Below are 21,691 nucleotides of genomic sequence, written 5' to 3' on the forward strand. Positions count from 1 at the left end.
GGGCCACTGATGGGACGCAGGGCGCCGCGCCACCGTCGCCAGGTCGATGGCGGTTTTGCCTTGTGCGCATGGCGTGGCAGGCGATCCGCTGCGATCCGGACGCGCGTCGGGTCGGCTTCCCGACCCGGGAGGTCCGGTGAGGATGGGTCTGGCCGAGACGGCGTTGCGCCGCCTCACCTCGGCCTGAGCAGCACCAGCACCGCGCCGGTGCCGCCCTGGGCGGGTGGCGCGGAATGGAACGCGAGCACGTCGCTGCGCTGGCGCAGCAGCCGGTCGACCAGGTTCTTCAGCACCGGCACCCCGCCCGAACCCAGGCCCTTGCCGTGGATCACGCGCACGCAGTACGCGCCGCGGTTGCGCGCATCCAGCAGGAATGCGCGCAGCAGCGCCTCGGCGCCCGCCGCGGTCGCGTGATGCAGGTCCAGTTCGTCCTGCGCCGCGTACTGGCCCTGGGCGAGGCGCTTGAGCACGCGCGTGGAGACTTCCTCGCGGCGATGGCGCAGGGTGTCGCCGGCCTCGATCCGGTCCCAGTCGAGCATGCGCTGGAATTCGCTCTTCGCCTCGGCTTCGTCCAGCTCGGCCATGCGCGTGCCCGGGCGCGGCTTCGGCCGCTGCGGCGGCGCGTCGGCCGGCGGCAGTTCGCGCACCGGCCCGATCGCGCTGCGGAACAGCGCAGCGTCGTCCTCGTCGGGCGGCTTGCGGTCGTGGCTCATGCGCCAAGTATGCCGCGCACGGCCCTGGGCGTCCGTCATCGTGCGACGCGCATCCGGTATCATGCGGGCGACAACGGCGTGGCAGGGGTGGATCCGGAGTTTCATGCGAGTACTGGTCAGCAACGATGACGGCGTCGATGCCCCGGGCATCCGCATCCTCGCGCAGGGCCTGCGCGACGCCGGGCACGAGGTCCTGATCGTCGCGCCGGATCGCGACCGGTCCGGCGCCAGCAATTCGCTGACGCTGGACATGCCGCTGCGCGTGCAGCAGCTCGAGAAATCCGTGTGGCGCGTGTACGGCACGCCGACCGACTGCGTGCACGTGGCCATCACCGGCATGTTCGACGTGGAACCGGACATCGTCGTGTCCGGCATCAACAACACCGCCAACCTCGGCGACGACGTGATCTATTCGGGCACCGTGGCCGCGGCGATGGAAGGGCGCTTCCTCGGACTGCCCGCGATCGCGATGTCGCTGGCCACCGTCAACCACGATGGCCGCCACTACGAAACCGCCGCGCGCGCCGCGGTGGAAATCGTGGAGCGGCTCAAGGCCGACCCGCTGCCCGCCGACACCATCCTCAACGTCAACGTCCCCGATCGCGCCTGGAGCGAGATCGCCGGCTTCGAGGTCACGCGCCTGGGCAACCGCCACCGCGCCGAACCGTGCACGAAGCAGGAAGATCCGCGCGGACGCACCTGGTGGTGGATCGGCGCCGCCGGCCCCGAGATGGACGCCGGTCCCGGCACGGATTTCCACGCCGTGCGTTACGGGCACATCTCGATCACCCCGATCCACGTCGACCTGACCCGCTACCAGGCGCTCGAGCAGGTGGCGAGCTGGGTCGGCAGCCTTGCCGCCGAGCTGAAGGAGTCGCGGCCGTGATGGTGCCGCGGCTGCGCCTGCAGCCCGAGGCGCTGGGCGTGGGCATGACCTCGCAGCGCGTGCGCGACCGCCTGATCGAACGCCTCCGCGGCAACGGCATCGCCAACGAACGCGTGCTCAACGCGATCCGCACGGTGCCGCGCCACCTGTTCGTCGACGAGGCGCTGGCCACGCGCGCCTACGAGGACACCGCGCTGCCGATCGGCCACGGCCAGACCATCTCCCAGCCGTGGGTGGTCGCGCGCATGACCGAGGCGCTGTTCGAGGACGGCCACGAGCCGCGCCGCGTGCTGGAAGTGGGCACGGGTTCGGGCTACCAGGCCGCCGTGCTTGCCGCGATGGGGCTGGAGGTGCATACCGTCGAGCGCATCGGCGACCTGCTGCGCATCGCCCGCAAGCGTTTCCGCTCGCTGGGCCTGAACGTGCGCAGCAAGCATGACGACGGTCGCGCCGGCTGGGCCGAGCACGGCCCCTACGACGGCATCCTGGTTACCGCCGGCGCCGCGGCGCTGGTCGACGAGCTGACCGCGCAGCTCGCGCCCGGCGGCGTGCTGGTGGCGCCGGTGGGCGCGGCCAGCGCGCAGCAGTTGCTGATGCTGCGCAGGCAGGCCGACGGATCGCTGAGCCGCCGCGACCTGGGCCCGGTGGTGTTCGTTCCGCTGCTCTCCGGCACCCTGGGCTGACCGGTGGCGGCGGACCCGCAGGCCGTGCGCGACGCGGATGGCGAGAGCCTCGGCGCGCAGATCGAGGGCATGATCGCGCGGATGCCGCCGGACCACGTGAGCCTGGGCGAGCTGCTGGACCTGTTCGGCGACGAAGGCCTGCTGCTGCTCACGATCCTGCTGACCCTGGTGTTCCTGATCCCGGTCTCGATTCCCGGGGTGAGCACGGTGTTCGGTGCGGCGATCCTGCTGGTCGGCGTCAGCCGCCTGCTCGGGCGCCAGCTGTGGGTGCCGCGGCGCGTGCGCGATCGTCGCCTGCCCTCGGACCGCCTGCGTCCCGGCCTGGTCGGCGGACTGCGCTGGGTGTCGCGGCTGGAACGGCTGAGCCGGCCGCACCGGCTGCCGGTGCTGGTCGACGGACGCGCGCAGGACATCGTCAACAATCTCGCCTTCATCGCCGCTGCGCTGCTGCTGATGGCGCCGTTCGGCTTCGTTCCTTTCAGCAACACGATTCCCGCGCTGGCGCTGCTGGCGTACGCGACCGGCTTCATCCAGCGCGATGGCGGCGCGGTGCTGCTCGGTCACCTGGCCAACATCGGCACCGTGTTTTATTTCAGCGTGCTGATCGGCGGTGGCGGGCTGGTTGCGCAGGAACTGTTCAAGCGCCTTGCGGGATGATGGCCGCGCCGCCACCGTTCCGCCGGACCGAAGGACCAAAGGGAAGATGACGACACGATCGCGAACGACCGCCTCAGCCCTGCTGGCGCTGCTGGGCCTGCTCCTGCTCGCGGCCTGCAGCAGCAAGGTGGTGCGCACGGCTGGCGCGCCCAACACCTCGACGCCCAGGCCCGGCGCCAGCGTCGTGGTCAAGCGCGGCGACAACCTGTATCGCCTCGCAGTGAACAACGGCATCAGCCCGATGGACCTGGCGCTGTGGAACGGCATTGCCGCGCCCTACACGATCTATCCCGGCCAGCGCCTGCGGCTGTATCCGCGCAGCGGGACGCAGGGCTCGCGAACCGCTGCGACCGGCACCGGCAGCAGCGCCCCGCGCCGGCCCGTCCGCCCCACCCAGGCTCCGCCGCAGCCGACGGCGCCACCCCCGGTGCGCAGCAGCATCGCCTGGCGCTGGCCGACCGATGGCCAGATCCTCAACCGCTACGCCAACGGGGATCCCACCCGGCAGGGCGTCGACATCGCCGGCAAGGGCGGCCAGCCCGTGCGGGCCGCGGCCGATGGCGTGGTGGTGTACTCGGGCTCCGGACTGGTCGGCTACGGGGAGCTGGTGATCGTCAAGCACGACGAGCAGTGGCTGTCGGCCTACGGCCACAACCGTACCCGGCTGGTGAACGAGGGTGCCCGGGTCAAGGCCGGCGAGCAGATCGCCGAGATGGGCAATACCGGCACCGCGCGCGAGATGCTGCATTTCGAGATCCGCTACAACGGCAAGCCGGTGGACCCGCTGCAGTACCTGCCGCGCCGCTGAGGCGGTCCCATGTGGGTTGTGGAGACGACGGCGCATCGTGCCTTGCGCCCATCGATTGCCGGCGACGGCGACGGCAGCTGGCGGGCTAGCCCAGGATGAACCCCGCGACCACGCGTCGGCCTTCGCCGGCCAGCACGTTGTAGGTGCGGGCGGCGGCGGCATTGGTCATGGCCTCCAGGCCGATGCCGCGCGACAGGCAGGCGCCCAGCACGGCCTGCGGCGGGAACGCCTGGCGGCCGCCGCAGCCCAGGACCACCAGCTCCGGCTCCAGCGCGAGCAGCGGGTCGAGGTCGGCCACCTGCATGGCCAGCACGTCGGTCACCGGCCAGGCTTCGAGCAGCCGGTCGGGGGCGACTATGAAGCTGGCCTCCAGCCGGCGATCGTTGACCAGCGCCGAGCGGCCATCGGCGCCGCGCAGGAAAAACTCGAAATCGGGCTGTTCGTGGACCAGCTGCATGACAGAAGGGGCGGCTAGGCGCGGGGCAGGACGATCTGTCGCTTGTCCTTCGAAGGGCGGTACAGCACCGCCACATGGCCGATCCGCTGCACCAGGGCGGCGTCGGCGCGGCGGGCGATCTCGTCGATCAGCTGGTCGCGCGCGTCGCGGTCGGCAGCGGCGACCTTGATCTTGATGAGTTCGTGGTGCTCCAGGGCGCCTTCGATCTCGGCCAACAGGGCGTCGGTCACGCCCTTGCCGCCCACCTGCAGCATCGCCTTGAGGTCGTGCGCTGCCCCGCGCAGGAAGCGGTTCTGGGCGGCGGTCAGGGCGATCGACATCGTGGATTGGGCGGTGAACGGAGGAAGGGCAGGGTATCATGCCGCCGGTCATTCCCTTTCCGGGGCTTCGTGCGGGGCGACCGCAGCCGCCGCCCCAGCCAGCCCTCCCCGTCGCAGGCGGAGGAGGGAGAAGAACGCCATGGCGACCCGCAGCAAGAGCAGCCAGCGCTGGCTGAAGGAACACTTTTCCGATCCCTTCGTGAAGAAGGCCCAGGCCGAGGGCCTGCGCTCGCGCGCGGCCTACAAGCTGGAGGAGCTGGTCGAGCGCGACCGGCTGCTCAAGCCCGGCATGGTGGTGGTCGACCTCGGCGCGGCGCCCGGGGGCTGGTCGCAGTGGATCCGGCAGGAACTCGACCGCCTGGACCCGGCGCGGCCGGGCCGCGTGATCGCCGCCGACATCCTGGACATGCCGCCGCTGGCCGGGGTCGAGTTCCTTCATGGGGATTTCAGGGAGGATGCCGTCTTATCCGCTCTTGAGACGATACTCGGCGGCCAGCCCGTGGACCTTGTGTTGTCCGACATGGCCCCCAACAAGAGCGGTGTGGACGCGGTCGACCAGCCGCGTGCGATGTACCTGTCCGAACTGGCGATGGATTTCGCCGACCGCCACCTCAAGCCCGGCGGGACGTTCCTGATCAAGCTGTTCCAGGGCGCAGGCTTCGACGACTTCGTACGCGACCTTCGCAAACGCTATGCGAAGGTCGCGATCCGCAAGCCGGCCGCGTCGCGTAAACGTTCGCCGGAAGTCTATGCGCTGGCGCAGGGCAGGCTGGCGGCAATCAAGTAGCATGACCCCATTGGAGTCGCGGAAAGACCGATGAACGATCTGGTGAAGAATCTCCTGCTGTGGGCGCTGGTGGCCGTCGTGCTGATGCTGGTGTTCAACAGCTTCAATCCCGGCCCGGGCGCGACCGCCGAAGTGCGCTACTCGCAGTTCATGGAGCAGGTGCGCCGCGACCAGATCAAGTCGGTCAAGATCGCCGAGGACGAGAAGACGGTGCAGTTCGTCACCAAGGGTGGCGAAAACGGCACCGTGATCGCGCCGCGTCGCGACCAGGGCATGATGGACGACCTGATCAACCACAAGGTCGAGATCCAGGCCGAGCCGCCCTCCAGCGGTCCCTCGTTCCTCTACATCCTGATCAACCTGCTGCCGGTCGCGCTGATCATCGGCTTCTGGTTCTTCATGATGCGGCAGATGCAGCAGGGTGGCGGGAAGGGCGCGATGTCGTTCGGCAAGTCGCGCGCCAAGCTGCTCAACGAAGACCAGACCAAGGTCACCTTCGCCGACGTTGCGGGCTGCGACGAGGCCAAGGAGGAAGTTTCCGAGCTGGTCGAGTTCCTGCGCGATCCGTCCAAGTTCCAGAAGCTGGGCGGCAAGATCCCGCGCGGCGTGCTGATGGTCGGCCCGCCCGGCACCGGCAAGACCCTGCTGGCCAAGGCCATCGCCGGCGAGGCCAAGGTGCCGTTCTTCTCGATCTCCGGTTCGGACTTCGTGGAGATGTTCGTCGGTGTCGGCGCCAGCCGCGTGCGCGACATGTTCGAGCAGGCCAAGAAGCACGCGCCGTGCATCATTTTCATCGACGAGATCGACGCGGTCGGCCGCCATCGCGGCGCCGGCCTGGGCGGCGGCCACGACGAGCGCGAGCAGACCCTGAACCAGCTGCTGGTGGAGATGGACGGCTTCGAGGGCGGCGAGGGCGTGATCGTGGTGGCGGCGACCAACCGCCCCGACGTGCTCGACCCCGCTCTCCTGAGGCCTGGCCGCTTCGACCGCCAGGTGGTGGTGGGACTGCCCGACGTGAAGGGCCGCGAGCAGATCCTGCGCGTGCACATGCGCAAGGTGCCGCTGGCCGACAACATCGAACCCATGGTGATCGCGCGCGGCACGCCCGGCTTCTCCGGCGCGGACCTGGCCAACCTGGTCAACGAGGCGGCGCTGTTCGCCGCCCGCGAGAGCGCGAAGGACGTCCGCATGGACCACTTCGACAAGGCGCGCGACAAGATCCTGATGGGCGCCGAGCGCCGCTCGATGGCGATGAGCGAGGAAGAGAAGACGCTCACCGCCTACCACGAGGCCGGCCATGCCATCGTCGGCCGCCTGGTGCCCGAGCACGACCCGGTCTACAAGGTCACGATCATTCCGCGCGGCCGCGCGCTGGGCGTGACCATGTACCTGCCCGAAGGCGACAAGTATTCGTACAACCGCACCGCGATCGAATCGCAGCTGTGCTCGCTGTATGGCGGTCGCGTGGCCGAGGAACTGATCTTCGGGACCGACAAGGTCACCACGGGCGCGTCCAACGACATCGAGCGCGCGACCAAGATGGCGCGCAACATGGTCACCAAGTGGGGCCTGTCCGACGAGATGGGACCGATCGCCTACAGCGAGGACGAGGACGAGGTGTTCCTGGGTCGTTCGGTGACCCAGCACAAGAGCGTGTCCGACGACACCGCGCGCCGCATCGACGAGGTGGTGCGCGGCATCCTCGACAAGGCCTACGGCCGGACCACCGGGATCCTTCGCGAGAACATCGACAAGCTTCACTCGATGGCGAAGCTGCTGCTGGAGTACGAGACCATCGACGTGCCGCAGATCGATGCCATCATGGAAGGCCGCGAGCCGCCGCCGCCGATGGGCTGGATCGAGTCCGGCAAGGGGGGCGGCAAGGGTGGCGACGGCGATTCGCGTCCGCTGCCCCCGATCGGCGGGCCGGCCGAGCAGACCTGACGGCGCGCCCACGGACGCGGATCCGGATGGCCGCGGCATGCGGAGTACCCGAAGGCGCCGGTCACCCGGCGCCTTCATGCCGTGTGGAGCGCGACGACCCGTTTCCGGGCGCTTCCCGCCCATCCGGATTCCGACACAGGTCCCCCTTCATTCCCGAGTCCTGATCCCATGTTCGACACCGCTCCCCAGTTCGACTGTGCCGGCCGCGTCCTGCGCCTCGACCGCACCCGGGTCATGGGCATCGTCAACGTAACGCCCGACTCGTTTTCCGACGGCGGCGCGCACCGCGACGTCGACGCGGCGGTGGCGCACGGCCTGCGGCTGGCGGAAGAGGGCGCGGACCTGCTCGACATCGGCGGCCAGTCGACCCGGCCCGGGGCCGACGAGGTGCCGGTCGAGGAGGAACTGCGCCGCGTGCTGCCGGTCATCGAGCGGCTGGCGCGCGAGACGGCGCTGCCGGTCAGCGTGGACACCTCCAGGCCGGAGGTCATGCAGGCCGCGGTGCAGGCGGGCGCCGGCATGATCAACGACGTCCATGCGCTGCGCCGCGAGGGCGCGCTGGACATGGCGGCCTCGCTGGGGGTGCCCGTGGTGCTGATGCACATGCTCGGCGAGCCGCGCTCCATGCAGGACGCGCCGGACTACGACGACGTGGTCGGAGACGTGCACCGTTTCCTCGCCGAGCGCATCTTCGTCGCGGAAATGGCCGGGATCGCGAAGAAGCGGATCGTGGTCGACCCGGGCTTCGGCTTCGGCAAGTCGACGCAGCACAACCTGCAGCTGCTGGCACGGCTCGAGCGCTTCCTCGAGCTCGGGGTCCCGGTGCTTGCGGGCCTGTCGCGCAAGCGTTCGATCGGGGAACTGACCGGACGCGAGCTGCCGCAGGCGCGCGTGCACGGTTCGGTGGCGGCGCACCTGATCGCGGCCCAGCGCGGTGCGCGGATCGTGCGCGTGCACGATGTCGCGGCCACCGTCGATGCACTGAAGCTGTGGCAGGCGGTGGCGGAACTGCCCGAGCCGCGCAAGGCCGCTGCCGCGCCGGAAATCAGCTGGCCCGACACGGTCTGAACGCCTGTTGCGGTAGACAGGCCAAGAGAAGCAACGGAAAGACGGAGGACGCGATGGCCACGGGCTGGGCAGGCGACGGCGCGGTGCAGGACCAGATCGATGCGACGGTGAAGGACGCGATCAAACGCGCCCGCAGCCAGCTGCCGCAGGGACCTGCGCGCATGCACTGCGAAGAATGCGACGCTCCGATTCCCGAAGCGCGACGCAAGGCCATGCCCGGTGTACGCCTGTGCATTGCATGCCAGGAAGCCGAGGAACGCGAGGACCAGCCGCAGGGCGGCTACAACCGGCGCGGCAGCAAGGACAGCCAGCTGCGCTGAGGCGCCGCCCAGATCCGGGGTGCCGGGGTCTAGAGCCCCTTGCGGCGCAGCAGGTCCAGCTTGGCCTGGTAACGCTGTGCCATGTTCGGGCTGGCGAGCGCCTGCGCGTGGCGCAGGGCCTCGCCGGCCTTGCGGTATTCGCCCAGATGCAGGTAGGCGCGGGCCAGGCCGTGGTGGAACTGGTGTTCGCCGTCGAACAGGGCGATCGCGCGCCGGTAGCGCTTGGCGGCGCTGGCGTAGTCGCCCTGTTTCTCGTATTCGTTCGCCAGCAGGAAGTGATGGAAGGGGTTGCGGCGCTGGATTCCGTCGATGCGCTTGCGCAGCTGCTGCCCCCTGCCGTGTTCGCCGCGGGAGGCGTACAGCGCGGCGAGGTTCATCAGGGCGCCTTCGTGCGTCTTGTCCAGTTCGAGCGCCGCGAGGAAGGCGCGTTCGGCATCATCCTGCCGGCCTTCGCGGACCGCGAGCACACCGGCGTTGTTCCAGGCGGCCGGATAACGGTCGTCGGCTGCCAGGGCGGCGCTCATGTACTTGCCGGCCTCGCCGAACTGGCTGCCCGCCAGCAGGGTGGCGGCGCGGTTGCTGTAGAAGATCGCCAGCAGGCGCCGGTCGTCGATCCGCTTGGGCGGGTCGCCACTCAGGATGGAGTCGCTGGCGACGTCGACCGAGTAGCGGTGTCCGCCCGCCAGCACGCCCGCGTTCACATGGTTGCTGAAGTAGAGCGTATCGCCCTCGCGGTACCAGGTCAGCACCCGCGAGATTTCCTGGCCGTGCGCCTCGATGCCCACTTCGCGCGCTAGCGCGACGGTGAGCAGGGTGAAGGTCAGGCAGTTGGCCTTGCGCGTCAGGTAGGCTTCGGCAACGGTATGGTCGGCGTCGTGCTGATAGCTCATGCCCAGCCCGGCCGGGTCGAACAGGAAGCGCACCAAGGCGGTCAGGCGCTGCTGCTCCGAATGCCCGCCAGCGACGACCACCTGCGCATGCACGGCCTCGCGCAGCGCGGGCGGGATGGCGAAGACCTCCTCGATGGCCGGCGGCGGAGCCACCGGCGGAGGTGGTGGGGGCGTGGCGACCGCGGGCGCAACGGCGAGGGCGATACCGAGCAGGGATGCGAACATGACCGGCCTCCCGGGTCCAGCGCACGGAATCAGTCTACGCCTCGCATCGTTGCGGTGTTGCTGCACTGCGGCAGGTGTGTGCCGACCCTGTCCGCGCGACGTGCCGCGCCTGTTCCGGCCGGCACGCGGGTCGTTTTCGGGGCTTCCGTGACGGGTGGCGGACGATGCCTGTCCACGCAAGCATTGGCTGTCGGCGGGGTGGCAAGGCGGGGGCAGCGCCACGGTCCGACGCGGCCCCCGCGGGTGCGGATCAGTCGATCAGCTGGAGTCCCAGAATCACGCCCAGCACCGCCGCCAGCACCGTGTAGTCGCCGCGCTCGTCACGGCGGCCGTGGTGGTAGCGGCTGTAGTAGCCGTCCTCGTAGCCGCGCTCGAAGCCCTGGCGGAAGTAGTGGGTGTACTGGTCGTGCGCGATGTAGCGACCGTCGTAGCCATAACTGGCGTCGGTATAGCCGTAGCTGCCGCGGTCGTCGTAGCGCCAGCCATCCTCGTGGTCGGCGCGGCCGGCGCGCAGGCCCTCGTTGTAGCCGCGACGGACCGCTTCGCGCATCAGGTCTGCGCCGTAGCGGTTGGTCTGGTACCACTGGCCGCCGTAGGTATAGCGGTAGCTGGCGGGCGTGTAGTAGTAGGGATCGCGCCCGTAATCGTAGGAGGCGACGCGCCAGCGGCGCTCCTGCTCGCGCAGGCGGGCCTGGTAGTCGCGCTGGTATCGGTACTGGGCCATGCGCCGCTGCTGCTGCAGCATGCGCGCGCGCTCGGCGTTGCGCCGCTCCGCATCCCGCCGCTGGCGTTCGCGGTCGCGGTGGAAGCGTTCGGCCCGTTCGCGTTCGGCGCGGATCATGGAGTCCTGTCGTTGCCGGTCCACGCGCTGCGCAAGCTCCCGGCTGCGGTCGTCACGACGCCGGTCGCGCGGCTGCTCGCGGCGCGGTTGCGGCGTGGCCATCACCCGGCGCTCGGGTTGCACGCGCTCGCGCTGCTGGCGCTGGTCCGGACGCTGCGTCCGGTCACGATCCCGTCCCGTGAACTGTGCCTGCCGGCGGAGCGCGTCGCCGCCGTCGCTGCGCAGCGCGGCGGAACGTTGTGCCTGTTCGCGAGCGCGCTGCTGGTCGCGCTGCATGGCCTGCACGCGCTGCGCCTGCGCACGCTGCGCCTGGTCGCGCTGCGCCGCCTGCTGGCTGCGGCGCGTCTCGTCGCGCTGGGCGGCCTGCTGGCGGCGCGCATCCTCGCGCTGGGCAGACTGCAGCCGCTGCCTGCGTTCGCGCTGGCCGTCGTCGGCCCGGGGCTGCTGCCGGGGTTGCGCCTGGCGCTGGGTCGCCATGTGGCGCGGCCTGTCCGGTGCCTCCTGCAACTGGCGCGGGCGTGGCTGCGCGACCGCGCGCGGCGGCTGGTGCGCCTGGTCCCGTTGCGCCCGTCGCGCCGGTTCGCGCGGGGGCGCCGATTGGGGCCGCGGCCGATCGGCGCTTTCGCGGCGGGCCGGCCTGTTCGCCTGGCGCGGTTCCTCGTCCCGCTGTGTGCGGTACTCGCGCCGTTCGCGTTCGCGCTCCTGCGCCAGCGCGGGCACGGCGGTGGCAAGCGCCAGCCCGAGCACGAGCATGGCCTGCAGGACATGTGGGAAGGTGGGTTGCTTCATCATCGGACCCCTGCCGACACCCGGTCGGCGCAGGGCATAGTGTGGACGCCAGCGCAGTGAACCGGTTCTGAGGATGTCCTGGCCGGATTCAGGCGCTGGACGGCGAAACCGTTTCCAGTTGAACCGGCGGCCTATGGTCGTCATGACCCGTGTCAACCGTACACCTCGTGCGGCGTATCCGGCGCGGTGGGTTAATCTTCCGCGCGGATCGTCCGGGACACGGCAGTACATGGCAGCAGGCCGCGAGGGCTGGTGGGAGAAGCTGCGTTCGCGGTGGCGCGGCGCGGACGGGCTGCCCGGGGCGGACGGTTCGCGCGTGCCGCGCGTCAAGCGCGGCTGGCGCTATACCGAACTGCAATTCAGCGGTGGCGTTTCGCAGAGCCGGATGCGGACCTTCCGCCCGGGCCATCTGCTGATCGACTACACCCGCACGATGATGGCCAGCCTGCTGTTCTGCCCGAGTCCGGCGACGATCGGGATGATCGGTCTGGGCGGTGGCTCGCAGGCGAAGTTCTGCCACAGCCATCTGCGCCGGACGCGGCTCGAAGTAGCCGAGAACAATCCGCACGTGCTCGCGCTGCGGCGCCGTTTTCGCGTGCCCGGCGACGATGCGCGGCTGCAGGTGCTGCTGGCCGATGGCGCCGGCTTCGTGCGCGAGCGACGCGGACGCTTCGACATCCTGCTGGTGGACGGCTACGACGAGTCGGGCATTCCCGCGGCGCTGTCGGGCCAAGCCTTCTACGACGACTGCCGCGCCGCGCTGGCGCCGGGCGGCGTGCTTGCCGGCAACCTCTACGCCACCGATTTCCAGGACCACGTGCGCAAGCTGCAGCGCAGTTTCGGCCGGGACCGGGTCTGGGTGCTGGACGAAGCACGGCAGAGCAACCGCGTGGTCTTCGCCTGGACCGGGGATCCGTTTCCTGGCGGGCGCCTTGATCTTCCGGGGCGCATCGCGCGCATGGAGCCGGCGGCCGCGCGCGAGCTTGCGGATGTGTTCGTGCGGGTCGCGCAGGCCTGGCACGCACGCTGACGGCCTTGCCATCGCGCGCGCGCCGCGCGAAAGTCTCCGGCTCACGCCACAAGGGGATTTGCCGATGCGTCATCCGATCCTGCGGGCCATGGGCCTGTTGCTGCTGCTCGTCCTGGTCGGGCCGGCAGTCGCCGCCGCCGACGGCATGACGCTGCGGCAGGTGGCCGAGGTGCGCGCCGTGGGCCGCGCCGGCATCAGCCCCGACGGCCGGCACGTGGCCTACCTGCTGTCGGTGCCGCGGTCGCCCGGGGTGGACGACGATGGCCCCGCCTGGAGCGAACTGCACCTGGGTTCGCGCGACGGCGGCAGCCGCGGCTTCGTGACCGGCAAGGTCAACGTGGGCGCGCATGCCTGGCTGCCCGACAGCCGTTCGCTGGCCTACCTCGCCAAGCGCGAGGGCGACGAGACGCGCACGCTCTATCGCATCCCGGTGGACGGCGGCGAGTCGGTGGCGATCGCCACGCTCAAGTCCGACATCAGCGCCTTCAGCCTGTCGCCGGACGGGCGCCGGGTGGCCCTGCTTGCCACTGCGCCGGAGAGCGACGCGCTCAAGGCGCTCAGGAAGAAAGGCTTCACCCAGAAGGTGTACGAGGAGGACTGGCGGCCGGTGCAGCTGTGGATCGCCGAACTCGGCGACGACGGGGCGGAGCCGAAACTGGTCGAGGTAGAGGGCAGCGTGCAGTCGGTGGAGTGGAGTCCGGCCGGCGATCGCCTTGGCCTGACCGTCGCACCGCGCCAGCTGACCGACGACACCCTGGTGTTCACCCGCGTGCGCATCGTCTCGCCCGAGGGGCGGGTACTGGGCGCGGTCGACAATCCCGGCAAGGTCGGCGGCCTGTCGTGGAGCCCGGATGGATCGCACCTGGCCTTCATCTCGGCCCAGGACAGGCACGACGCGCAACAGGGCCGGCTGTTCGTGGTCGGACGCGACGGCGGCGCCTGGCGCGATCTGCTGCCGGATCTGCCTGGGCACGTGGTGGACGTGGAGTGGCGCGACGCGGCGACCGTGCAGTTCATCAGCTGGGAAGGCGTGCAGGCGCGGCTGGGCGAAGTCGGCGTCGCGGGCGGCGCGCAGCGCACCGTGCTGGCGGCGGAAGGTCCGGTGTGGTCCGGCTTCAGTCGCTCCACCACCGGCGACATCGCCCTGGTCGGCAGCACGCCGCAGCATCCCTCGGAAGTCTTCCTGTTGCCGGCGGGCAGCGCTGCGCCGCGCAAGCTCACCGACAGCAATCCCTGGCTCGGGGACGTGCGCCTGGCGCGCCAGGAAGTGATCCGCTACCCGGCGCGCGACGGGCTGGAGATCGAAGGCCTGCTGGTGCATCCGCTGCAGCGCCGCGGCAACGCGCGCGTGCCGCTGATCGTGGTCGTGCACGGTGGGCCGGAGTCGCATTACAACAACGGCTGGCTGACCGCGTACTCGCAGCCGCTGCACCACGCTGCCGCGCAGGGCTATGCCGTGTTCCTGCCCAACTACCGCAGCAGCACCGGGCGCGGCGTGGAATTCTCCAAGAAGGGCTTTGGCCGGCCGGGCATGGAAGAGTTCGACGACGTGGTGGACGGCGTCGACCACCTGGTCGCGAGCGGCCTGGTGGACCGGGACAGGGTCGGCATCACCGGCGGCTCCTACGGCGGCTACGCCAGCGCCTGGGGCGCCACCTACTACAGCGAGCGCTTCGCCGCCTCGGTGATGTTCGTGGGCATTTCCGACCAGGCCAGCCTGGTCACCACCGGCGACATCCCGTGGGAGCAGAACCTGGTGCACATGGGCACCTGGCCTTGGGAAGATCCGGAGCTGTTCCGCAAGACCAGCCCGGTCACCTATGCGCAGCAATCGAAGACGCCGACCCTGATCCTGCACGGCGAGGCCGATCCGCGCGTGCCGGTGATGCAGTCGTACATGCTCTACCGCTACCTCAAGCTGGCCGGCCAGGCGCCGGTGCGGCTGGTGCTGTATCCGGGCGAGGGCCACGGCAATTCGCGCGCGGCCTCGCGCTACGACTATTCGCTGCGGCTGATGCAATGGATGGACCACTACCTCAAGGGCCCGGGCGGCGAGCCGCCGGCCCATGCGCTCGACTACGCGCTGCCGGCACCGGAGGCGAAGAAGTGATCTTGCCGGTCAAGGCGGGGCGCGTCGCCGCATGAGTGCCGCGGCGCAGGCCGGCGGCAGCCTCGCGGACGGCGCCGCCAAGCGTCGCGTGCTGCTGGCCAGCCTGGTCGGAACCACGATCGAGTTCTTCGACTTCTACATCTACGCCACAGCGGCGGTGCTGGTGTTCCCGCACCTGTTCTTTCCGCCGGGCGATCCGGCCACCGCCACCCTGCAGTCCTTCGCCACGTTCGCCCTGGCCTTCATCGCGCGGCCGTTCGGTTCGGCGCTGTTCGGCCATTTCGGCGACCGGGTCGGACGCAAGGCGACGCTCGTGGCGGCGCTGCTGACGATGGGCATCTCGACCGTGGTGATCGGCCTGCTGCCCACCTATGCGCAGGTCGGCCTCGCGGCGCCGGTGCTGCTGGCGCTGTGCCGGCTGGGGCAGGGCGTGGGGCTGGGCGGCGAGTGGGGCGGCGCGGTGCTGCTGGCCACGGAGAACGCGCCTCCCGGCAAGCGCGCCTGGTACGGCATGTTCCCGCAGCTGGGGGCGCCGATCGGCTTCCTGCTCTCGACCGGCGTGTTCCTGGCGCTGACCCACTGGATGGGCGATGCCGCCTTCCTGGCCTGGGGCTGGCGCATCCCGTTCCTGGCCAGCGCGGTGCTGGTGATGGTCGGGCTGTGGGTGCGGCTGAGCATCACCGAGACGCCGGATTTCCAGCGCGCGATCGAGCGCGACGAGCGGGTGCGGCTGCCGATGGTGGCGGTGGTGCGCGAACATCCCTTCGCGCTGCTCAGCGGCACCCTGGCGCTGGTGGCGACGTTCGTGCTGTTCTACCTGATGACGGTGTTCGCGCTGAGCTGGGGAACGTCGAAGCTTGGCTATTCGCGCGAACACTTCCTGCTGCTGCAGATGCTGGGCGTGCTGTTCTTCGCGCTGACCATCCCGCTGTCGGCGCTGTACGCCGACCGCTTCGGGCGCCGCAACGCGATGATCGCCGCCACCGTGCTGATCATTGCCTTCGGCTTCCTGTTCGCTCCGCTGCTGGAGTCGGGCAGCGACTGGGGCGTGCTGGCCTTCCTGGCGCTGGGGCTGGGCGCGATGGGACTGACCTACGGGCCTTGCGGCACCATCCTGGCGGAGATGTTTCCCACCGCGGTGCGCTACACCGGCGCCTCGCTGGCGTTCAACCTGGCCGGCATCCTCGGCGCCTCGCCGGCGCCGTACATCGCCACGCGACTGGGCGAGCGCTTCGGCCTGGCCTCGGTGGGCTGGTACCTGGCGGCGATGGCGGTGCTGACGCTGCTCGCATTGCTGATGGTCCGCCGGGAGCCGCGGACCGGGTAGGACGGCCGTGGAAGCGGGCGCGCAGCGGCGCGTGGACAAGGATGGAACCGTCCGGCCCGCGGCCATGAGCACGCCGTTCACGGCGCGACCGCGGCCGCCGGCACTAGACTGGCGCGGCTGCCGCACGGGGACATCGCATGAAGGCTTGGGTCACGCTGGGCATCGTCGTCGCGGTCGGCGCCGGGGCGCTGCTGCCGCTGCAGGCGCTGATCAATGCCCGCCTGGGCGCGCTGACGCAGGGCGCGGTCTACGCGTCGTTCGTCTCGTTCCTGGTCGGCACCGGCGTGCTGGGACTGTTGCTGACGGCCGCGCGCACGCCGCTGCTGCCGGCGCAGCCGCTGTCCGCGCTGCCGCCGTGGATCTGGCTGGGTGGGACGATCGGTGCCGCGCTGGTGCTGGTGTCGACCCTGCTGGTGCCGAAGATCGGTGCCGGCGCGCTGGTCTGCCTGGTGGTGCTGGGACAGGTGCTGGGCGCGCTGGCGCTCGACCATTTCGGCGTGCTCGGTGCGCAGCGTCCGGCCGATCCGCTGCGGATCGGCGGCGCCCTGCTGGTCCTGGCCGGCGCGATCCTGGTGATGCGGCCATGGCAGGAAGCATGAACCCGATGGAATTGCCGGCCGGCCAGATGCACGCGCTGGAGTCGGCTTACGCCACCCCGCCGCGCGCCTACCACGATTTCAGCCACGTCGCGGAGGTGCTGCGGCATTACGACGCGGTCGCATCGGGGCCGGGCTGGGTGCAGCCGCTGGAAGTGCGACTGGCCGTGCTCTACCACGATGCGGTGTACGAACCTGGGCGCAAGGACAACGAGACGCGTTCGGCGGCGTTCGCGGTGGAGGAGATCGGGCGCTGGCTGCCGGACGCGGGCGTGGATCGGGCGCGGGTGGCCGAGCTGATCGAGCTCACCGCGCGGCATGGCCAGTTCCGTCCGGGCGATTTCGGCAAGACCGCGGTGGCCGACGACACCCGCCACTTCCTCGACTGCGACATGGCCATCCTCGGCGCGGAGCCGCCGATGTTCGACGCCTACGACCGCGCGATCGCCGCCGAGTACCGCGGCCACGTGCCGGGCTGGCTGTTCCGCATCAACCGCCGCCGTTTCCTCAAGTCGCTGCTGGCGCGCCCGCGGATCTACCTCAGCGAATTCTTCCATGACCGCTTCGACGCGCAGGCGCGCAGCAACCTGCGCCGGGCCGTGACCAGCAAGCGCTGAGCGGCGGCGGCCCGGGCCGGGCCGGAGCGGCTATGATCGGCCGATGGCGAAACTGCTGCTCAACCTGCGCAACGTCCCGGACGACGAAGCCGACGACGTGCGCGCCTTCCTCGACGCCGCCCGCATCGAACACTACGAGACGCGGCCCGGGCCGTTCGGCATCTCGGCCGGCGGCATCTGGGTGCGCGAAGACGAGGACGTGCCCCGGGCCAAGCGCCTGATGGCCGAGTACCAGCACGAGCGCGCGATCCGCATCCGCGCCGAACGCGAGCAGGCGCGGCGCGACGGCACCGCCGAGACCTTCGCCGATGTCGCCCGCGCGCAGCCGCTGCGCGTGGTGCTGAGCATCCTGGCGATACTGCTGCTGGTCGGGCTGATGGCCCTGCCCGCGATCCTGATCGGGCGCTGACGGGTGGCGTCAGGCGCGCCTGGCCAGCTGGTGCGGGGGATCGGGCGCGGCAGCATGGTCGCGCTGTTCATCAACTCGGTGGTCGGTGCCGGGATCTTCGGCCTGCCCGCGCGCGTGCACGAACTGCTCGGGCCCTGGGCGCTGGTGGCATACCTCGCCTGCGCCCTGCTGGTGCTGCTGGTGGTGCTGTGCTTCGCCGAAGCGGGCAGCCGCTTCGAGCAGACCGGCGGCCCCTACCTGTATGCGCGCGTCGCGTTCGGGCCGGTCGTCGGATTCCAGGTCGGCTGGCTGGTGTGGCTTACCCGCGTGACCGCGTTCGCGGCGCTGTGCAACCTGCTGATCGACTATCTCGCCCACCTGTCGCCGGCGTTCGCGACCGGCGCCGGGCGCGTCGCGGTGGCGACCGTCGCCACCCTGGCCATCGCCGCGGTCAACCTGCGCGGCGTGCGCACCGCCGCCATCGTGGCCAACGTGTTCACCGTCGCCAAGCTGGTGCCGCTGCTGCTGTTCGTGGCGGTGGGCCTGTTCTTCATCGAACCCGCGCGCTACGTGCCGCAGCACGTGCCGACGTCGGTCGACTTCTCCACCGCGGTGCTGCTGCTGGTGTTCGCCTTCACCGGTTTCGAGACCGCGACCGTGCCGGCCGGCGAGGTGCGCGATCCGCGGCGCACGCTGCCGTTCGCGATCCTGGCCTCGATGGCGGTGATCGTGCCGCTGTACCTGCTGATCCAGGCCGTGGCGATCGGCACGCTGCCCGGACTGGCGGCGTCGACCACGCCGCTGGCCGACGCCGCCGGGCGCTTCGCGGGCAGCCTGGGCGCGGGCGTGATCGTGGTCGGCGCGCTGATCTCGATCTCCGGGACGCTCAACGGCCTGGTCCTGTCGGCGCCGCGCCTGCTGTACGCGATGGCCGAGCGTGGCCAGATGCCGGCCCTGCTGGCGCGCACGCACGCGCGCTTCCACACCCCGCACTGGGCGATCGGACTGACCGCGGCGTGCATGCTCGCGCTCACCCTGTCGGGCTCGTTCCTGACCGCGGTCGCGCTGAGCACGATCACGCGGCTGCTGGCCTATGCGGCGACCTGCATCGCGGTGCCGGTGCTCCGGCGTCGCGAGGGCGGCGTCGACGGTGTCGGACCCGCGGCGTTCCACGTGCCGGCCGCGCCCTGGGTGGTGGGCAGCGCGCTGCTGGTCATCGGCTGGCTGGTGCTGCACGCCAGTGCGCTGGAGCTGCGCAACGTCGCGCTGGCGATGCTGGCGGGCGCCGTCCTGATGGCCGCGGCCGGCGTGCTCACCCGGCGCGCGCAGCGCCGCGCATGACTTTCGGCATGACCCCGTGACCTCGGCCGCGGGGTAAGGTCGCGGCTTCCGCGGCGCGACGCCGCGGCTCCCTGCCGACCTTGCCCCGGGGCACTCGATGTCCAGATGTTCCGCGCTCCTGATTTCCCTGTTCCTGGCCGCGGCCTGGCCGGCCGCTGCGCAGGCCCAGCGCAGCCTGTCCTTCGATGCGCACGCGTTGCCCGTGGAGGGCACGGTCGCGATCGCCGTGGCCGAGGGCCTGCCCGCGGACGGCAGCTTCGAGGCCATCGACGCGCGCAGCGGTGGCGCGCTGCGACGCGCGGCGCAGGCCGACGGCTTCAAGGGCAAGGCCGACAGCCTGCTCGACCTGCGCGGTTTCGCCGGCTACGAGCGGCTGCTGGTGCTGGGCCTCGGCAAGGACGCGCTATCGGTGGAGGCGCTGCAGGACGCGGGCGGACGGGTGGCCCGCGCCGTGGCGCGCGCGACCACGCCGCGCGTGGACCTGGTCTGGGACGGCAGCGAAGCCGGGGCCGCCTCGCACCTGGCGTTCGGCGCCTCGCTCGGCCAGTACCGGTTCGACAAGTACCGCTCGCGCCAGGATGACGAGGACGACGCGCAGGCCGGCACCGGCGAGCTGGTGATCCGCACCGCGGCCGGCGCGGAGGCCGCTGCCGACTGGAACGCACAGTGGAAGCCGGTGGCCGACGCGGTCGCGTTCGCGCGCGACCTGTCGACCGAACCGGCCAATGCGCTGTGGCCGGAGGAATTCGTGGCACGCGTGCGCGCCGCCGCGTCCGGCCTGCCGCTGCGCATCGAAGTGCTCGACGTGCCGGCGATGCAGAAGCTCGGCATGGGCGGCATCCTCGCCGTCGGGCAGGGCAGCGTGCGCCCGCCGCGGCTGCTGGTGGTGCGCTACAGCGGCGGCACCGCCGGCGATGCGCCGCTCGCGTTCGTGGGTAAGGGCATCACCTTCGACAGCGGCGGCATCTCGATCAAGCCCAACGCCAACATGTGGCAGATGAAGGGCGACATGAGTGGCGCGGCGAGCGTGGTGTCCACCGTGATCGCGCTGGCCGGGCGCAAGGCGGCGGTGAACGCGGTGGCGGTCGCGGCGCTGGCCGAGAACATGCCCTCGGGCAGTGCGGCGCGTCCGGGCGACGTGATCCGCACCGCGTCGGGCAAGACCTTCGAGATCATGAGCACCGACGCCGAAGGCCGCATGGTGCTGACCGATGCGCTCTGGTACGTGCAGCGCCAGGACCGGCCGAAGCTGGTCATCGACGTGGCCACGCTCACCGGTTCGATCGTGGCCGCGCTGGGCGGCGACTACGCCGGCCTGTTCTCGCGCGACGACGCGCTGGCCGCACAGCTGCTCGCGGCGGGCGAGGCCAGCGGCGAGGAACTGTGGCGGATGCCGCTGCGCGAGGAATACGGCAAGCGGCTGAAGTCGCCGATCGCCGACCTTCGCAACGGTGGCGGTTCGCCCGGTGCCGGTGCCGGCGCGTACTTCATCGGCGAATGGGTGGACCGCGCGCTGCCCTGGGCGCATCTGGACATCGCCGGCTCCGACTGGACCTCGAGCGACGCGCCGACCGTGCCCGAAGGCGCCACCGGCTACGGCGTGCGCCTGCTCGACCGCTTCGTGCGCGACCACCACGAAGGCCGCGAGTAGGGCGCGGTCCTCCCGTCGCGACGATCGGCCCGCGCGCCGTCTGCGCGGCGGGTCCGTCGCCGGACCGCGCTTACAATGGCGCCATGATCCGCAATATCGCCGCCTATCACTTCGCCGGCATCGACGACCCGCCGATGCTGGCCGCGCGCGTGCGCGACTGGGCCGGAGCCGCCGGCCTGCTCGGCACGGTGCTGGTGGCACCCGAGGGCATCAACCTGTTCCTGGCCGGGACCGACGCCAGGATCGATGGCTTCCTCGGCCAGCTGCGCGGGGATCCGCGCCTGGCCGCGATCCTCGTCAAGGACAGCTGGAGCCGGTCCGCCCCGTTCGCCCGGCTCAAGGTCAAGCTCAAGCGCGAGATCATCAGCTTCCGCCGCGAGGACGCGTCGCCGCTGCGCGAACGCGCGCCCGCCGTTGCCCCGGCCGATCTCGCGCGCTGGCTCGCCCGTGGCCACGACGATGGCGGCCGGCGCGTGGTGATGCTCGACACGCGCAACCGCGAGGAGACCGCGCACGGCGCCTTCGCCGGCGCGGTGGTCCTGCCGATCGACAACTTCACCGAGCTGCCGGCGGCGCTGGAGCCGCATCGCGACGCGCTGGCCGACGCCACCGTGGTCAGCTACTGCACCGGCGGCATCCGCTGCGAGAAGGCCGCGCTGTGGATGCGCGCCAGCGGCATGGACAACGTGCTGCAGCTCGACGGCGGCATCCTCGGTTACTTCGAGGCGGTTGGCGGCGACGGCTACGACGGCCGCTGCTTCGTGTTCGACGGGCGCGTGGCGCTGGACGCCGCCCTGCGTCCGCTGGTCGACGGCGATGCCGCGCAGGCGCGCGCCGCATGAGCTGGCTGGGCCTGGTCCTGCTGCTGCTCTGCGCCTGGCTGGCGTACAAACTGGTCGGCGCGCTGCTGAAGCTGCTGATGTTCGCGCTGGCGCTGGTGGGCGCGTACTGGTTCCTCGCGCCATACCTGGGCTGGCCGTCCGTGTCCGAGCTGTTCTACGTGCTGGGCCCCGACTTCGGCGGCCGCCGCATCGAGGAGGTGCTGCAGCCGGCGCATATCGCCGGCGAGGTCGGCGACCGCGTCGTGGATGGCGTCATCGACCGCATCCTGCCGGCATCGGCGCCGCCGGCGCCCGAATCCGTTCCCCTGCCCGGGGTGGACCCCTTGCCCGAACCTGCTCCAGCGGCCGCGCCAGCGGTTGGCGACGCGCCCGCGGCGCCGGCCCAGCCGCTCCGCTAGCTG

24 protein-coding genes are annotated in these 21,691 nt (G+C 71.1%); 19 read left to right on the forward strand and 5 right to left on the reverse strand.

Annotated elements, in window-relative coordinates:
- Positions 1-173 precede the first annotated feature (173 nt).
- Entirely contained in the window at positions 174-713 is a 540-nt protein-coding gene (locus tag Q0863_RS11470; protein ID WP_298578013.1) for a Smr/MutS family protein, read from the reverse strand.
- A gap of 103 nt (positions 714-816) precedes the next feature.
- Between Q0863_RS11470 and surE the strand changes: the two genes are divergently transcribed.
- The 4 genes from surE (at position 817) to Q0863_RS11490 (ending at position 3,747) form a co-directional block, all read left to right on the forward strand.
- Positions 817-1,599 carry a 5'/3'-nucleotidase SurE gene (gene surE / locus Q0863_RS11475; protein ID WP_298578014.1) on the forward strand — a complete coding sequence of 261 codons (783 nt, stop codon included), beginning with the start codon at positions 817-819 and terminating at the stop codon, positions 1,597-1,599.
- A complete protein-coding gene (locus Q0863_RS11480) occupies positions 1,599-2,282 on the forward strand; it encodes a protein-L-isoaspartate(D-aspartate) O-methyltransferase (protein ID WP_298578237.1) in 684 nt (227 codons plus the stop codon). The genes surE and Q0863_RS11480 overlap by 1 nt, the downstream gene beginning before the upstream one ends.
- A 69-nt stretch (positions 2,283-2,351) precedes the next feature.
- The gene (locus Q0863_RS11485; RefSeq protein ID WP_298578239.1) at positions 2,352-2,939 is read left to right on the forward strand and encodes an exopolysaccharide biosynthesis protein; all 588 of its coding nucleotides are present in this window, start codon (positions 2,352-2,354) and stop codon (positions 2,937-2,939) included.
- Between the two features lie 46 nt (positions 2,940-2,985).
- Entirely contained in the window at positions 2,986-3,747 is a 762-nt protein-coding gene (locus Q0863_RS11490) for a peptidoglycan DD-metalloendopeptidase family protein (RefSeq protein ID WP_298578015.1), read from the forward strand.
- An 85-nt stretch (positions 3,748-3,832) separates the two neighbouring features.
- Here Q0863_RS11490 and Q0863_RS11495 read toward each other — a convergent pair whose 3' ends face one another.
- On the reverse strand, positions 3,833-4,204 hold the full coding sequence (locus tag Q0863_RS11495) for an Mth938-like domain-containing protein (protein WP_298578016.1): 372 nt from the start codon (positions 4,202-4,204) through the stop codon (positions 3,833-3,835).
- A 14-nt stretch (positions 4,205-4,218) separates the two neighbouring features.
- On the reverse strand, positions 4,219-4,524 hold the full coding sequence (gene yhbY / locus Q0863_RS11500; RefSeq protein WP_298578018.1) for a ribosome assembly RNA-binding protein YhbY: 306 nt from the start codon (positions 4,522-4,524) through the stop codon (positions 4,219-4,221).
- A 139-nt stretch (positions 4,525-4,663) separates the two neighbouring features.
- On the opposite strand from yhbY, the gene rlmE reads away from it, so the two are divergent.
- From rlmE to Q0863_RS11520, 4 genes are all read left to right on the forward strand, one after another.
- Positions 4,664-5,311: a 23S rRNA (uridine(2552)-2'-O)-methyltransferase RlmE gene (rlmE, locus tag Q0863_RS11505; protein WP_298578020.1), complete on the forward strand. Its 648-nt coding sequence runs from the start codon at positions 4,664-4,666 to the stop codon at positions 5,309-5,311.
- 30 nt (positions 5,312-5,341) lie between these two features.
- Entirely contained in the window at positions 5,342-7,255 is a 1,914-nt protein-coding gene (ftsH, locus tag Q0863_RS11510; protein ID WP_298578021.1) for an ATP-dependent zinc metalloprotease FtsH, read from the forward strand.
- Positions 7,256-7,423: 168 nt separating this feature from the next.
- A complete protein-coding gene (gene folP, locus Q0863_RS11515; protein ID WP_298578022.1) occupies positions 7,424-8,323 on the forward strand; it encodes a dihydropteroate synthase in 900 nt (299 codons plus the stop codon).
- A 53-nt stretch (positions 8,324-8,376) separates the two neighbouring features.
- Positions 8,377-8,643: a DksA/TraR family C4-type zinc finger protein gene (locus Q0863_RS11520; RefSeq protein ID WP_298578024.1), complete on the forward strand. Its 267-nt coding sequence runs from the start codon at positions 8,377-8,379 to the stop codon at positions 8,641-8,643.
- 29 nt (positions 8,644-8,672) lie between these two features.
- On the opposite strand, the gene Q0863_RS11525 is transcribed toward Q0863_RS11520, so the two are convergent.
- Both Q0863_RS11525 and Q0863_RS11530 read right to left on the reverse strand, forming a co-directional pair.
- Positions 8,673-9,758 (reverse strand): tetratricopeptide repeat protein, encoded by a 1,086-nt coding sequence (locus Q0863_RS11525; RefSeq protein ID WP_298578025.1) that lies wholly within the window; start codon positions 9,756-9,758, stop codon positions 8,673-8,675.
- A 250-nt stretch (positions 9,759-10,008) separates the two neighbouring features.
- A complete protein-coding gene (locus Q0863_RS11530; RefSeq protein WP_298578026.1) occupies positions 10,009-10,599 on the reverse strand; it encodes a hypothetical protein in 591 nt (196 codons plus the stop codon).
- A gap of 12 nt (positions 10,600-10,611) precedes the next feature.
- Between Q0863_RS11530 and Q0863_RS11535 the strand changes: the two genes are divergently transcribed.
- The 11 genes from Q0863_RS11535 (at position 10,612) to Q0863_RS11585 (ending at position 21,688) form a co-directional block, all read left to right on the forward strand.
- On the forward strand, positions 10,612-11,448 hold the full coding sequence (locus Q0863_RS11535) for a hypothetical protein (protein ID WP_298578027.1): 837 nt from the start codon (positions 10,612-10,614) through the stop codon (positions 11,446-11,448).
- A gap of 169 nt (positions 11,449-11,617) precedes the next feature.
- Positions 11,618-12,418, forward strand: a complete 801-nt coding sequence (locus Q0863_RS11540) for a transferase (RefSeq protein ID WP_298578028.1) — start codon at positions 11,618-11,620, stop codon at positions 12,416-12,418.
- Between the two features lie 64 nt (positions 12,419-12,482).
- Positions 12,483-14,528, forward strand: coding sequence for a S9 family peptidase (locus Q0863_RS11545; protein WP_298578029.1), 2,046 nt, complete (start codon positions 12,483-12,485; stop codon positions 14,526-14,528).
- Positions 14,529-14,559: 31 nt separating this feature from the next.
- Positions 14,560-15,855, forward strand: a complete 1,296-nt coding sequence (locus Q0863_RS11550) for an MFS transporter (RefSeq protein WP_298578030.1) — start codon at positions 14,560-14,562, stop codon at positions 15,853-15,855.
- A gap of 137 nt (positions 15,856-15,992) precedes the next feature.
- On the forward strand, positions 15,993-16,454 hold the full coding sequence (locus Q0863_RS11555; protein ID WP_298578031.1) for a DMT family transporter: 462 nt from the start codon (positions 15,993-15,995) through the stop codon (positions 16,452-16,454).
- Positions 16,439-17,068 carry a hypothetical protein gene (locus tag Q0863_RS11560; protein WP_298578032.1) on the forward strand — a complete coding sequence of 210 codons (630 nt, stop codon included), beginning with the start codon at positions 16,439-16,441 and terminating at the stop codon, positions 17,066-17,068. The genes Q0863_RS11555 and Q0863_RS11560 overlap by 16 nt, the downstream gene beginning before the upstream one ends.
- 43 nt (positions 17,069-17,111) lie before the next feature.
- The gene (locus Q0863_RS11565; RefSeq protein ID WP_298578033.1) at positions 17,112-17,477 is read left to right on the forward strand and encodes a DUF6164 family protein; all 366 of its coding nucleotides are present in this window, start codon (positions 17,112-17,114) and stop codon (positions 17,475-17,477) included.
- Between the two features lie 54 nt (positions 17,478-17,531).
- Positions 17,532-18,797: an APC family permease gene (locus Q0863_RS11570; protein WP_298578034.1), complete on the forward strand. Its 1,266-nt coding sequence runs from the start codon at positions 17,532-17,534 to the stop codon at positions 18,795-18,797.
- A 97-nt stretch (positions 18,798-18,894) separates the two neighbouring features.
- The gene (locus tag Q0863_RS11575) at positions 18,895-20,448 is read left to right on the forward strand and encodes a leucyl aminopeptidase (protein WP_298578035.1); all 1,554 of its coding nucleotides are present in this window, start codon (positions 18,895-18,897) and stop codon (positions 20,446-20,448) included.
- Between the two features lie 83 nt (positions 20,449-20,531).
- Entirely contained in the window at positions 20,532-21,290 is a 759-nt protein-coding gene (locus Q0863_RS11580) for a sulfurtransferase (RefSeq protein ID WP_298578036.1), read from the forward strand.
- Complete coding sequence (locus tag Q0863_RS11585; protein ID WP_298578037.1) at positions 21,287-21,688, forward strand: hypothetical protein; 402 nt, start codon at positions 21,287-21,289, stop codon at positions 21,686-21,688. The genes Q0863_RS11580 and Q0863_RS11585 overlap by 4 nt, the downstream gene beginning before the upstream one ends.
- The last annotated feature ends 3 nt before the right edge of the window (positions 21,689-21,691 follow it).

The organism is uncultured Luteimonas sp. (assembly GCF_947492465.1).
Lineage (GTDB): Bacteria > Pseudomonadota > Gammaproteobacteria > Xanthomonadales > Xanthomonadaceae > Luteimonas.